The 12,024-nt window shown below is 60.3% G+C and carries 12 protein-coding genes; 2 read left to right on the forward strand and 10 right to left on the reverse strand.

Annotation, left to right across the window (positions count from 1 at the left end):
* Nucleotides 1–126: 126 nt before the first annotated feature.
* The 7 genes from astA to ACA044_RS15490 form a co-directional block, all read right to left on the reverse strand.
* Complete coding sequence (gene astA / locus ACA044_RS15460; protein WP_497447122.1) at nucleotides 127–1,161, reverse strand: arginine N-succinyltransferase; 1,035 nt, start codon at nucleotides 1,159–1,161, stop codon at nucleotides 127–129.
* Complete coding sequence (gene ctlX / locus ACA044_RS15465) at nucleotides 1,158–2,120, reverse strand: citrulline utilization hydrolase CtlX (RefSeq protein WP_497447123.1); 963 nt, start codon at nucleotides 2,118–2,120, stop codon at nucleotides 1,158–1,160. The genes astA and ctlX overlap by 4 nt, the downstream gene beginning before the upstream one ends.
* Nucleotides 2,121–2,252: 132 nt before the next feature.
* Entirely contained in the window at nucleotides 2,253–2,732 is a 480-nt protein-coding gene (locus ACA044_RS15470) for an Lrp/AsnC family transcriptional regulator (RefSeq protein WP_007900194.1), read from the reverse strand.
* Between the two features lie 12 nt (nucleotides 2,733–2,744).
* A complete protein-coding gene (locus tag ACA044_RS15475) occupies nucleotides 2,745–3,506 on the reverse strand; it encodes an ABC transporter ATP-binding protein (protein WP_497447124.1) in 762 nt (253 codons plus the stop codon).
* A 56-nt stretch (nucleotides 3,507–3,562) separates the two neighbouring features.
* The gene (locus tag ACA044_RS15480; protein WP_497447125.1) at nucleotides 3,563–4,273 is read right to left on the reverse strand and encodes an ABC transporter permease; all 711 of its coding nucleotides are present in this window, start codon (nucleotides 4,271–4,273) and stop codon (nucleotides 3,563–3,565) included.
* Nucleotides 4,270–4,995, reverse strand: a complete 726-nt coding sequence (locus ACA044_RS15485) for an ABC transporter permease (protein ID WP_497447126.1) — start codon at nucleotides 4,993–4,995, stop codon at nucleotides 4,270–4,272. Before ACA044_RS15485 ends, ACA044_RS15480 begins: the two co-directional genes overlap by 4 nt.
* Nucleotides 4,996–5,071: 76 nt before the next feature.
* Nucleotides 5,072–5,851, reverse strand: a complete 780-nt coding sequence (locus ACA044_RS15490; RefSeq protein WP_497447127.1) for a transporter substrate-binding domain-containing protein — start codon at nucleotides 5,849–5,851, stop codon at nucleotides 5,072–5,074.
* Nucleotides 5,852–6,322: 471 nt separating this feature from the next.
* Between ACA044_RS15490 and ACA044_RS15495 the strand changes: the two genes are divergently transcribed.
* Both ACA044_RS15495 and ACA044_RS15500 read left to right on the forward strand, forming a co-directional pair.
* Complete coding sequence (locus ACA044_RS15495; RefSeq protein WP_497447128.1) at nucleotides 6,323–7,429, forward strand: enoyl-CoA hydratase/isomerase family protein; 1,107 nt, start codon at nucleotides 6,323–6,325, stop codon at nucleotides 7,427–7,429.
* A 3-nt stretch (nucleotides 7,430–7,432) separates the two neighbouring features.
* Nucleotides 7,433–8,584 (forward strand): acyl-CoA dehydrogenase family protein, encoded by a 1,152-nt coding sequence (locus ACA044_RS15500; protein WP_497447129.1) that lies wholly within the window; start codon nucleotides 7,433–7,435, stop codon nucleotides 8,582–8,584.
* A 111-nt stretch (nucleotides 8,585–8,695) separates the two neighbouring features.
* Here ACA044_RS15500 and ACA044_RS15505 read toward each other — a convergent pair whose 3' ends face one another.
* From ACA044_RS15505 to ACA044_RS15515, 3 genes are all read right to left on the reverse strand, one after another.
* On the reverse strand, nucleotides 8,696–9,469 hold the full coding sequence (locus ACA044_RS15505) for an enoyl-CoA hydratase (protein WP_497447130.1): 774 nt from the start codon (nucleotides 9,467–9,469) through the stop codon (nucleotides 8,696–8,698).
* Between the two features lie 14 nt (nucleotides 9,470–9,483).
* Nucleotides 9,484–10,611: an acyl-CoA dehydrogenase gene (locus ACA044_RS15510; RefSeq protein WP_448724205.1), complete on the reverse strand. Its 1,128-nt coding sequence runs from the start codon at nucleotides 10,609–10,611 to the stop codon at nucleotides 9,484–9,486.
* Between the two features lie 214 nt (nucleotides 10,612–10,825).
* Nucleotides 10,826–12,019, reverse strand: a complete 1,194-nt coding sequence (locus ACA044_RS15515) for an acetyl-CoA C-acyltransferase (protein WP_497447131.1) — start codon at nucleotides 12,017–12,019, stop codon at nucleotides 10,826–10,828.
* Nucleotides 12,020–12,024: the final 5 nt, after the last annotated feature.

Raw genomic sequence — 12,024 nt, forward strand, 5'->3', positions numbered from 1 at the left:
AGCGCAACCCCTGTGGGAGCGGGTTTGCTCGCGAAAGCGGTGTGTCAGGCGAGATCAATATTGATTGTGCCGCCGTCTTCGCGAGCAAGCCCGCTCCCACAGGTTTCTCACTTGCTGCGGGATTCACTACGCCGCCGCCTGCTGCCGCGCCGGCACCGCCAGGCTCACCGCACGTACCGATGCGCCAGCACTCAAGCCCAATGTTTTCGCGGTCTGCGCATCGACAATCAATGTCCCGGCGGCGACTCGCGCCGGTGCTGCGGTAATCCGGCATTCGGCAAACTGGCGGTTGTGAATCAGGTACGTCGCCGCCAGCTCTCCAGGTGTGCCGATGCTCAGCTGCAACACCTGACTGTCGTGCACCGCACGGATGTCGCCAGTCGCGCATTCGATCAGCGGCCCGCCATCAAAGATATCGATGTAATCCCGGTGCTCGAACCCTTCAGCCTTGAGCATGCCCAGTGCCGGTTCGGTGTTGGGGTGGACGCGACCGATGACCGCTCGCGCCGCCTCAGGCAACAGGCAGGTCGGCAGTGGGAACTTGGGCATCAGTTCGGCGATGAAGGTTTTGTTGCCAAGGCCCGTGAGGTAGTCGGCGTCAGCGAAATTCATCTTGAAGAAGTGTCTTCCCAAGCCTTCCCAGAACGGTGAAACGCCCTCTTCGTCCGAATAGCCGCGCATCTCCGCGATCACCTTGTCACCGAAGTGCTGACGAAACTCCGCCAGAAACAAGAAGCGCGCCTTCGACAACAAACGACCATTCAGACCGCTGCGGTGGTCGGCATGCAAAAACAGCGAACACAGTTCCGAGTGACCGGTCATGTCGTTGCCGAGGAACAACGTCGGCAGTTGCTGATTGATCCCAAGGTTTTTCGACGCGGCGACAAACAGGCCCAGTCGATAGTTGTACCAGGGCTCGCGCAAGCCGACAGCACCCGCCAATGCACAAATACCGATCGCTTGCTGCCGGTCGTTCTCCAGCACAAACAGGTAATCGGCATCGCCACGCTCGGCCTCGCCTGCAAAGGTTTTCGCTGCCCATTCCAGGCGCTGACTCAAACGCGCCGCATCGGCCGGCAAGGTAGTCAGACCGGTTCCGGCGCTATGGGCCAGGGCTAACAGTGCCGGCAAATCTGCCGGTGTTGCAGGACGGACGATCATCGCACTTGCTCCTGGGCAGTCAGAGGTTGTGGTGGATGCTTGGACTGATGTTTAGGTAGAAAGACTTCGGCCAACATGCAGCGCGCGCTGCCGCCACCGATGCGTTCGATGGTGTCGATGTTGACCGGCAGAGGCGTGGTGTGGCTTTCGATCAAACGACGCTGATCGGCATCCAGCGATTGCCAGGCGGTGCGCGACATCACCAGCAAGGGTTCGCCCGCGGCGTTGTGGACTTCCAGCATGTTGCCGGCGAACGACTCCAGCTGCGCCCAGTCCAGGGCGATCACCTGTTTACCGCTGTCTTCCAGACGTTTACGCAGGGCCAGGCGTTCCCCCGGGCGAGTGACGGACGCCAGGCACGCAATGGCCAGCTGCGTACCGACACTCATCATCACGTTGGTGTGATAAATCGCCACGCCCTGGCGGTCCACCGTATTGAAGGCGCACAACTCGTAACCCAAATGGTCGACCAGCTTATCCAGCGCCCGAGCATGGGTACGCGTGGAATAGCCGGCGTAACAAATCCGCTGTTTTCGATCCAGCACCATGCTGCCGGTGCCTTCGAGGAACACTTCCTGCTGTTCCAGACTGGAAAGATCCAGCACCTGTTCGACCCGGTATTCGTCCCGCAGCCAGTCGAGCACGCCTTTGTCCCGTTCCAGGCGCCGGTTGTGGCCCTGCATCGGGTACAACACCAACGTGCCGTCGGGGTGGCTGCTCCACCAATTGTTGGGGAAGATCGAATCGGGGGTATGCGGGGCTTCGCGGTCGTTATGCACCAGCACTTCGACGCCGTGGCTGCGCAGCGCGGCCACGTAGCCATCGAACTCTTGCAAGGCCTTGAGCTGCACGTTCTCGGACACATCGGCCGGGCGCTGGAAACGGTTGTTCGCCGCCGTGTCCTGATTGAACGAGAAACGTGTCGGGCGAATCATCAAAACGGTATTGGTGGTTTGCATGGGCACAGATTCAATGAGGGTTGAGAGGTGCTCATTGTCTGTTTCGGCGGCGGAAAAACCCGGCTGATAAGGAGATGGGGGGTGATGGAAACGGCTGAAAATCCAGAAGCGTTCAGCCGATTCGGCCACGGGTTATTCCATCGTGGTCTTGACCATCGCCAGCTCCGGGTGGCTGACCAGTTTGTCGATGTGCAACTCCGGGTCATCGAACCAGACTTCGGTCAGCACCCGATAATGCTCCATGTCCCGGCAGCGCATGCGCAGGCTGTAGTCGAACGCACCGCTGATCAAGCGACATTCCAGCACCTGTGGGCAACCGCGGACCTTGGCCTCAAAGGCCTTTTGCGCCGCCCGCCCGCTTTGATTCGACAGCGCAACCAACACTAGCAGCGACAGGCCTGGCGTCAGTTTTTTTTCATCGAGAATCGCCCCGTAACCACGGATAACCCCGAGCTGTTCGAGCTTGCGCACCCGCTCCAGGCACGGCCTGGGCGTCAGGTGCACGCGCTCGGAAAGCTTTTGATAAGTGATACGCCCTTCGTGGCGCAGCACTTCGATGATGGCTTGATCAATACGATCAAGCACAATCGACAGATCGCGGATATCCGCCATGTACGTCTTGCCTCACTTCAAACGACCCGATAGGAATTGCTGTAAACGTTCACTCTCTGGCTGGTCGAGGATGGTTGCATCACCTTGCTCTTCGACCCGCCCCTGATGCAAGAACAACACTTGGCTGGACACTTGCCGGGCAAAGCCCATTTCGTGGGTCACCATCAACATGGTCCGGCCTTCTTCGGCCAGCGCCTGAATCACCTTTAGCACCTCGCCCACCAGTTCCGGATCGAGGGCCGAGGTCGGCTCGTCGAACAACAGAATCTCCGGCTCCACGGCCAACGCGCGGGCAATCGCCACGCGCTGTTGTTGCCCGCCGGACAGAAACGCCGGGTATTGATCGGCCACCCGTTGCGGCAAACCGACCTTGTCCAGGTACGCCCGCGCGCTCTCTTCGGCAGCCTTGCGGCTGACGCCCAGCACCCGATACGGCGCCAGTATGATGTTTTCCAGCACGGTCAGATGGCTCCACAGATTGAAATGCTGGAACACCATCGCCAGGCGTGTGCGCAAACGCTGCAACTGCGCCGGGTTAGCGACTCGCATACCCCCTGCGCCCGGGCGAGTGATGACGCGCTCACCGTCCAGTTCGATGGCACCCTCGTCCGCCCGCTCCAGAAAATTGATGCAACGTAGCATGGTGCTTTTACCCGAACCGCTGGCACCGATCATGCTCACCACATCGCCGGCCCGTGCGTTCAACGAGACGCCTTTGAGCACTTCATTGTCACCAAACCGTTTGTATAGATTTTCAACCGTGAGTTTGTACATGCATAAGTCTCCTGCAGCAGCGCCTGCTTCGACGCTGCTCTGGATGAAAAGAGGAATTAGTGCGCCGGCCCGAGGAAGCTCAACCAGCGCTTCTCCGCCAGACGAAACGCGCCGACCAGGCCGAACGACAGCGCGAGGTACAGCAGGCCGGCGATGCCAAAGGCCTGAAAGGTCATGAAGGTCGCGGCATTGGCGTCCCGGGCGACTTTGAGAATGTCGGGGATGGTCGCGGTGAACGCCACCGACGTGGCGTGCAACATCAGGATCACTTCGTTGCTGTAATACGGCAGTGCCCGGCGCAACGCCGAAGGCAAGATCAGCCGCAGGTACAGGCGCCAGCCGCTCAAGCCATAAGCATGGGCCGCCTCGATCTCACCGTAAGGAATGCTGCGAATCGCCCCGGCGAAGATTTCCACGGTGTAGGCGCAGGTGTTGAGCGTGAACGCCAGCAAGGTGCAGTTCATCGCATCGCGAAAGAACGCTTCGAGCAGCGGTTGCGAGCGGACCACGGCGATGCCGTAGATCCCGCTGTAGCAAATCAGCAACTGGATATACAGCGGCGAGCCACGAAACACATAGGTGAACAGCTGAACCGGCCAGCGCAGCAGGCTCCAGCGCGAAGTGCGCATGATCGCCAATGGCAACGACAGGAAGAATCCCATCACAATACTCGCCACCAGCAGCCACAAGGTCATCGCCAAACCGGTGAGGCTGTAGCCGTCGCTGAACAGAAAGGGTTTCCAGTATTCGGCAATCAACTCGATCATCGCGCCATCCCCCGTACGCCCTGGTTATAACGCCGTTCCAGCACTCGCAACAGGTAGTTCGACGCGCTGGTGATCAACAGATACAGCGCCCCCGCCAGCAGCAGGAAATCGAGCATGTTGAAGGTGCTTTTGCCGGCTTCCTGGGCCACTTTGACCAGATCTGACAAACCAATGATCGACACCAGCGCCGTGGCCTTGAGCAGCACCAGCCAGTTGTTGCCCAGGCTCGGCAAGGCGAAGCGCATCATTTGCGGAAACACTACGAAGCGAAAACGCTGCCAGCGGTTCAAGCCAAAGCTGGCAGCGGCTTCCTGCTGGCCGCGCGGCACGCTCAGGATCGCCCCGCGAAAGGTCTCGGTGAAATACGCACCGTAGATAAAACCGAGGGTGACGACGCCGGCCACAAATGGATCGATCTCCATGTAAGGCCAGTCCATCGCCTCGGTCAGGCTGCTCAGCCAGCCTTGCAGGCTGTAGAAAATCAATAGCATCAGCACCAGGTCCGGCACACCGCGAATCAGCGTCGTGTAGAAGGTGGCGGGCAGGTTCAACAGTTTCAGCGGCGACAGCTTGGCCGCCGCGCCGAGCAGCCCCAGCACCATGCTCACCAGCAGCGACAGCGCCGATAATTTGAGGGTGACCCAGGTGCCATGCAGCAACAAAGGGCCATAGCCTTGCAGGGCCGAAAGGTCGACCCCGATCAGATTCAGGAAGGAATTCACGCCAGTCACCTGTCTTGAGGCGCCCGCTTGCAAGCGCTGCGCCTGTTACCAGGACGCAGCGTTCGGGGCGCGAGGATCAGTTGTTGTAGAGGTCCAGATCGCCGAAGTGCTTCTGCTGGATCTGTGCGTAGATGCCCTTTTCATGCAGGGCCTTGATGGCGGCATTGAGCATGCCTTTGAGCTCTTCGTTGTCCTTGCGGATGCCGATGGCGATTTCCGACGGCACCAATGGGTCGCTGATGCCTTCGCTGTTCTGGAAGTCCGCGCCTTGGGGCGACGTCAGAAAGCTCATCTGTGCTTGCAGCTTGTCCTGGATCGACGCATCGAGACGCCCGTAAACCAGGTCGGCGTAAACCTGGTCCTGGTTCTGATAAGCGCGCAACTTCACGCCACCCGGCGCCAGTTTGGCCTTGGCGTAGGTTTCCTGAATCGTGCCCTGCATATAACCGATGGTTTTGCCCTGCAGCGACTCGGCGGTGGGCAACAGGCCGGAATCCTTGCGGGTGACGATGGCGGTCGGCCCGGCGTACAGGCGATCGGTGAAGTCGATCTGTTTTTTACGCGCCTCGGTGACGGTCATCGACGATTCGATGGCGTCGAACTTGCCCGCCTTGAGCGCCGGGATCAATCCGTCGAAGTCATTGCTGACCCACACGCACTTCAACTTCAGCTCGGCGCAGATCGCATTGCCCAGATCCACGCCGAACCCTTGCACACCGCCATCGGCGGTGGTGGACTCAAAAGGCGGGTAGCTGGGGTTGACGCCGAATCGCAGTTCTTTCCATTCTTTGGCGCTGGCACCGGTGGAGCAGCACAGCAAAGCCAATGCCGGCAAGGTCAGCCATTTGATGTTCATCTTCTAGAGTCCCGGATTATTTGGATTTATCGCGGCTTGGCGCCTGCGCCGCACCACACTTTTTGACAGGGGCAGAGAGTCGATGCGGCATTCACCGCAGCCGTATTTGTTGTTGTTTTCGACTGGGTCTAATCAGTCGTCGGGGTGCAGTCCGTTCCAGGCGCATCAAAGCAAGCGCTGAAATGGACCGTCAGAATGCCAATTGCCCGGAAGACACAGGTGTCGTAAGTCCCTGTTCAAACAGCTCAACTGCGCTGAACGAAGGCCTTTCACAGCCGATTCTGTCGTTGGGTGTTGGACGGGGTTAAAGATCGAAAAAAAGATCAAAGGATTTTGACGTTGTCTTAAGGCAAAAATGCAGACAGGACCTGCACACATCCCGGTTGTACAGGGTAAATTTGCACTGATACGATCCAGCATCGCTCGCGCGCGAGCTTCTCTATAAAGAACAATAAAAGCAGGGAGTTAGTGATGACCGCTCAGGTTTCATCCCCGGAAACACAACCCATGGATGCCACGCAAAACGAAGTGTTGGCCGAGGTTCGCAATCACATCGGTCACCTGACCCTCAATCGCCCCGCCGGCCTCAATGCCATAACCCTGGACATGGTCCGCAGCCTGCAACAGCAGCTCGATGCCTGGGCACAGGATCCGCAGGTGCGCGCGGTGGTCTTGCGCGGCGCTGGTGAGAAGGCTTTCTGTGCCGGCGGCGATATCCGCTCGCTGTACGACAGTTTCAAAAGCGGCGACACCCTGCACGAAGACTTCTTCGTCGAGGAATACGCCCTCGACCTCGCCATCCATCACTATCGCAAACCGGTCCTGGCCTTGATGGACGGCTTTGTGCTGGGCGGTGGCATGGGGCTGGTGCAAGGCGCCGATTTGCGGGTGGTCACCGAGCGTAGCCGTCTGGCGATGCCGGAAGTGGCGATCGGTTATTTCCCGGATGTCGGTGGCAGCCATTTTCTGCCGCGCGTTCCCGGTGAACTGGGTATTTACCTCGGTGTCAGCGGCGTGCAGATCCGCGCGGCCGATGCACTCTATTGCGGCCTGGCCGACTGGTACCTGGAAAGCAACAAGCTGGGCACTCTGGACGAGCAACTCGATCAGCTCCAATGGCACGAAACTCCGTTGAAGGACCTTCAAGGTCTGCTGGCAAAACTCGCCGTGCAACAACTGCCCGCTGCACCATTGGCGGCATTGCGGCCGGCCATCGATCACTTCTTCGCCCTGCCCGATGTGCCGAGTATGGTGGAACAATTGCGTGAAGTGACCGTCGCCGACAGCCATGAGTGGGCCACGGCCACCGCCGACTTGCTGGAAAGCCGTTCACCGCTGGCCATGGGCGTGACCCTGGAAATGCTGCGGCGCGGTCGGCACCTGAGCCTGGAACAGTGCTTCGCCCTCGAACTGCACCTGGATCGCCAGTGGTTCGAGCGCGGCGACCTGATCGAAGGCGTGCGCGCCTTGCTGATCGACAAAGACAAGAACCCGCGCTGGAATCCGCCGACCCTGCAGGCGCTGGACGCCGAGCATGTGACGAGTTTCTTTACCGGGTTCGACCAGAGCGGGAGCTGAGCCATGCACGATATCGAATTGAGCGAAGAGCAAGTGATGATCCGCGACATGGCCCGGGATTTTGCCCGCGGCGAAATCGCGCCCCACGCACAAGCCTGGGAAAAGGCTGGCTGGATCGATGACGGTCTGGTGGCGAAGATGGGTGAACTGGGTCTGCTGGGCATGGTGGTGCCCGAGGAATGGGGCGGCACTTATGTCGACTACGTTGCCTACGCCTTGGCGGTGGAAGAGATTTCCGCCGGTGACGGCGCCACCGGCGCGCTGATGAGCATTCACAACTCCGTGGGCTGCGGGCCGGTGCTCAACTACGGCACCGAAGAGCAGAAACAGCAATGGCTGCCGGACCTCGCCAGCGGCCAGGCCATCGGCTGCTTTTGCCTCACCGAACCCCAGGCCGGTTCCGAGGCCCACAACTTGCGCACCCGCGCCGAACTGCGCGACGGCCAGTGGGTGATCAACGGCGCCAAGCAATTCGTCAGTAATGGCAAGCGGGCGAAGCTGGCGATCGTGTTTGCCGTGACCGATCCGGAGCTGGGCAAGCGCGGCATTTCGGCGTTCCTGGTGCCGACCGAAACCGCGGGGTTCATTGTCGACCGCAGTGAACACAAGATGGGTATCCGGGCTTCCGATACCTGCGCCGTTACCCTGAACAATTGCACGATCCCCGAGGCCAATCTGCTCGGCGAACGCGGCAAAGGCCTGGCCATCGCCCTATCCAATCTCGAAGGCGGCCGCATCGGCATCGCCGCGCAAGCCTTGGGCATCGCCCGTGCGGCGTTCGACGCGGCGCTGGCTTACGCGCGGGATCGGGTGCAGTTCGACAAGCCGATCATCGAACACCAAAGCATCGCCAACATGCTGGCCGACATGCACACCCGTCTGAACGCCGCACGCTTGCTGATCCTGCATGCCGCAAGGTTGCGCAGTGCCGGCAAGCCGTGTCTGTCTGAGGCTTCACAGGCCAAGCTGTTTGCCTCGGAGATGGCCGAGAAGGTCTGCTCGTCGGCGATACAGATTCATGGCGGGTATGGGTATCTGGAGGATTACCCGGTGGAGCGCTACTACCGGGATGCGCGGATCACGCAGATTTATGAAGGGTCGAGCGAGATACAGCGGATGGTGATTGCCCGGGAGTTGAAGCACTATTTGGTGTGATGCCTAAAAGCTTCGCGGGCAAGCCTCGCTCCTACAGGGGAATGCATATCCTTGTAGGAGCGAGGCTTGCCCGCGAAAGCGTCCGTGAGAACGCTACATCACTTAGCTACATCACTTGCCCTGGAATTCGGCCTCACGCTTGGCAATAAACGCCGCCATCCCTTCCTTCTGATCCTGCGTGGCAAACGCCGCATGGAACACCCGACGTTCAAAACGCACGCCTTCCGACAGGCTGACTTCAAAGGCGCGGTTAACACTTTCCTTGACCATCATCGCAATCGGCAGCGACTTCTTCGCAATCAGAGCCGCAACTTTCAGCGCTTCTTCCAATAGCTCATCCGCCGGCACGATGCGCGCAACAATCCCGCAACGCTCCGCTTCCACCGCATCGATCAAACGCCCGCTCAGGCACATGTCCATCGCCTTGGCCTTGCCCACGGCGCGGGTCAGGCGCTGGGTGCCGCCCATGCCCGGCAGTACGCCGAGGTTGATTTCCGGCTGACCGAATTTGGCGTTATCGCCGGCCAGGATGAAATCGCACATCAACGCCAGTTCACAGCCACCGCCCAAGGCGAAACCGCTAACAGCGGCGATGATCGGCTTGCGGCGGTTGGCCACGCGATCACTGTCGCTGAACAGATCATCGAGGTAGATCTGCGGATAGGTCAGCTCGGCCATTTCCTTGATGTCGGCACCGGCGGCGAAGGCTTTTTTCGAGCCGGTCAGCACGATGCAACCGATGTTCGAGTCGGCTTCCAGACCATCGAGGGCGTGGTTCAATTCGCTGACAATTTGCGCATTCAACGCGTTCAAGGCTTGCGGACGGTTGAGGGTGATCAGGCCGACGCGGCCGTGGGTTTCCAGCAAAATCGTTTCGTAGTTCATAGGTGGATTCCTTCTCAAAGATTGCGCGAAATGACCATGCGCTGAATATCGCTGGTGCCTTCGTAGATCTGGCACACCCGCACGTCGCGGTAAATCCGCTCCAGCGGGAAATCGTTCAGGTAACCGTAACCGCCAAGGGTTTGCAACGCCGAGGAGCAGACCTTCTCGGCCATTTCCGAAGCGAACAGCTTGGCCATGGATGCTTCGACCAGCGCCGGTTTGCCGCTGTCGCGCAACGCCGCCGCGTAATGCACCATCTGCCGGGCGACGGCGATCTGGGTTGCCATGTCTGCCAAGCGAAACGCTACCGCCTGGTGTTCGATGATCGGCTTGCCGAAGCTTTCGCGTTCACGGGCGTAGTCACGGGCCGCTTCGAACGCGGCGCGGGCCATGCCCACTGATTGCGAGGCGATCCCGACACGGCCGCCTTCGAGGTTGGCCAAGGCGATCTTGTAGCCTTCGCCCTCCTCACCCAATCGATTGGCCACCGGCACTTTCACGTCTTCGAACAGAATCTGGCAGGTATCGGAGGCGTGCTGACCGAGTTTGTCTTCGACTCGCGCGACTTTATAACCCGGCGAATCGGTGGGCACGATCAGCGCCGTGATCCCACGCTTGCCGGCACTCGGGTCAGTCACTGCAAACACAATCACCACCCCGGCGTTCTGCCCGGAGGTGATGAACTGCTTGCAGCCGTTGAGTACGTAGTGATCGCCGTCGAGCCGGGCGCGGGTTTTCAGGCTGCTGGCGTCGGAGCCGGCTTGCGGTTCGGTCAGGGCAAACGCACCGAGCATCGCGCCGCTGGCCAGCGGCTTGAGGAAGCGTTCTTTCTGATCGTCGTTGCCGAACTTGAGGATCGGCACGCAACCCACCGAGTTGTGCACGCTCATGATGGTCGAGCAGGCGCCGTCGCCAGCGGCGATTTCTTCCAGGGCCATGGCGTAGGCCAGGTAACCGGTGTCGCAACCGCCCCACTGCTCCGGCACCAGCATGCCGAAAAAGCCCAGGTCGGCCATCTCGCCGATGGCCTCCTTGGGGAAGCGATGTTCGCGGTCCCATTCGGCGGCGAACGGTTTCAGCCGCTCTTGGGCAAACTGCCGGGCTGCTTCGCTGATCTGAAGTTGTTCGTCATTGGGGATCATGCCAAGTCCTTAAAATTCAAGTTGAAACGCAAGACCTGTGGGAGCGGGCTTATGTGGCGAGGGGGCTTGCCCCCGTTGGGGGGCGAAGCACCCCTAAAAACAGTCACCACGATCTTGAATTTAGAAAGTGGTGGCTGGTTTTACGACTGCTTCGCAGTCGAACGGGGGCAAGCCCCCTCGCCACAGCCCGCTCCCACAGGGATTGGTGTCAGCCTCAGTACAGGCATTCCACAGCCATGGCCGTGGCTTCACCGCCGCCAATACAGATCGCTGCAACGCCGCGTTTCAGGCCTTTTTGGCGCAGGGCCGAGAGCAGGGTCACGAGGATCCGCGCGCCAGACGCACCGATCGGGTGGCCCAGGGCACAGGCACCGCCGTGGACGTTGATCTTCTCGTGGGGGATTTCCAGTTTGGTCATGGTCACCAGACTCACCACCGCAAAGGCTTCGTTGACTTCGAACAACTCGACTTCGTCCAGGGACCAGCCGGTTTTCTTCATCAGCTTCTTGATCGCGCCCACCGGTGCCACCGGAAACAGCCCCGGAGTATCGGCAAACGCGGCATGGCCGTGAATCACTGCCAACGGTTTCAAACCTTGTTTCTCTGCTTCGGAACGGCGCATCAACACCAGTGCCGCTGCGCCATCGGAGATCGAGCTGGAGTTCGCCGCTGTCACGGTGCCGCCATCGCGGAACGCCGGTTTCAGCGAGGCGATCTTGTCCAGTTTGGCTTTCGGCGGTTGTTCGTCATGACTGATCAGCACTTGCTCTTTGCCGACGGTCACAGTGAGCGGCACGATCTCGGCGTTGAAGCTGCCGTCCGTGATCGCCTGTTGGGCGCGGGTGGTCGAAGCAATGGCAAAGGCGTCCTGAGCTTCGCGACTGAAACCGTTGGTTTCGGCGCAATCCTCGGCAAAGGTGCCCATCAGGCGGCCCTTGTCGTAAGCGTCTTCGAGGCCGTCGAGGAACATGTGATCGAGCACCCGGCCATGGCCCATGCGGTAGCCACTGCGGGCGCGGTCCAGCAGGTACGGCGCGTTGGACATGCTTTCCATGCCACCGGCGACCACCACATCGGCACTGCCGGCGATCAGCATGTCGTGGGCCAGGATCGTGGCTTCCATGCCTGAGCCGCACATCTTGTTCAGCGTTGTGCAACGGGTCGATTTATCCAGCCCGGCACCCAGTGCCGCTTGCCGCGCCGGGGCCTGGCCGAGGCCGGCGGAGAGTACGCAGCCGAACAGCACTTCTTCTACGGATTCAGGGGTGATACCGGCGCGCTCGACGGCAGCACGAATCGCTGCGGCGCCCAGTTGCGGCGCGGTCAGGCTTTTCAGCTCGCCCTGGAAACCGCCCATTGGGGTGCGGACGGCGCTGACAATAACAATCGGATCGTTGGAAAGTGTCATGTCTA

Source organism: Pseudomonas sp. LBUM1673 (assembly GCF_059695645.1).

Excerpts from the sequence above, each read along its gene's own strand:
- astA (WP_497447122.1), bottom strand. The coding sequence starts at position 1,161 with ATGATCGTCCGTCCTGCAACACCGGCAGATTTGCCGGCACTGTTAGCC.
- ctlX (WP_497447123.1), bottom strand. The coding sequence starts at position 2,120 with ATGCAAACCACCAATACCGTTTTGATGATTCGCCCGACACGTTTCTCG.
- ACA044_RS15470 (WP_007900194.1), bottom strand. The coding sequence starts at position 2,732 with ATGGCGGATATCCGCGATCTGTCGATTGTGCTTGATCGTATTGATCAA.
- ACA044_RS15475 (WP_497447124.1), bottom strand. The coding sequence starts at position 3,506 with ATGTACAAACTCACGGTTGAAAATCTATACAAACGGTTTGGTGACAAT.
- ACA044_RS15480 (WP_497447125.1), bottom strand. The coding sequence starts at position 4,273 with ATGATCGAGTTGATTGCCGAATACTGGAAACCCTTTCTGTTCAGCGAC.
- ACA044_RS15490 (WP_497447127.1), bottom strand. The coding sequence starts at position 5,851 with ATGAACATCAAATGGCTGACCTTGCCGGCATTGGCTTTGCTGTGCTGC.
- ACA044_RS15495 (WP_497447128.1), top strand. The coding sequence starts at position 6,323 with ATGACCGCTCAGGTTTCATCCCCGGAAACACAACCCATGGATGCCACG.
- ACA044_RS15500 (WP_497447129.1), top strand. The coding sequence starts at position 7,433 with ATGCACGATATCGAATTGAGCGAAGAGCAAGTGATGATCCGCGACATG.
- ACA044_RS15505 (WP_497447130.1), bottom strand. The coding sequence starts at position 9,469 with ATGAACTACGAAACGATTTTGCTGGAAACCCACGGCCGCGTCGGCCTG.
- ACA044_RS15510 (WP_448724205.1), bottom strand. The coding sequence starts at position 10,611 with ATGATCCCCAATGACGAACAACTTCAGATCAGCGAAGCAGCCCGGCAG.
- ACA044_RS15515 (WP_497447131.1), bottom strand. The coding sequence starts at position 12,019 with ATGACACTTTCCAACGATCCGATTGTTATTGTCAGCGCCGTCCGCACC.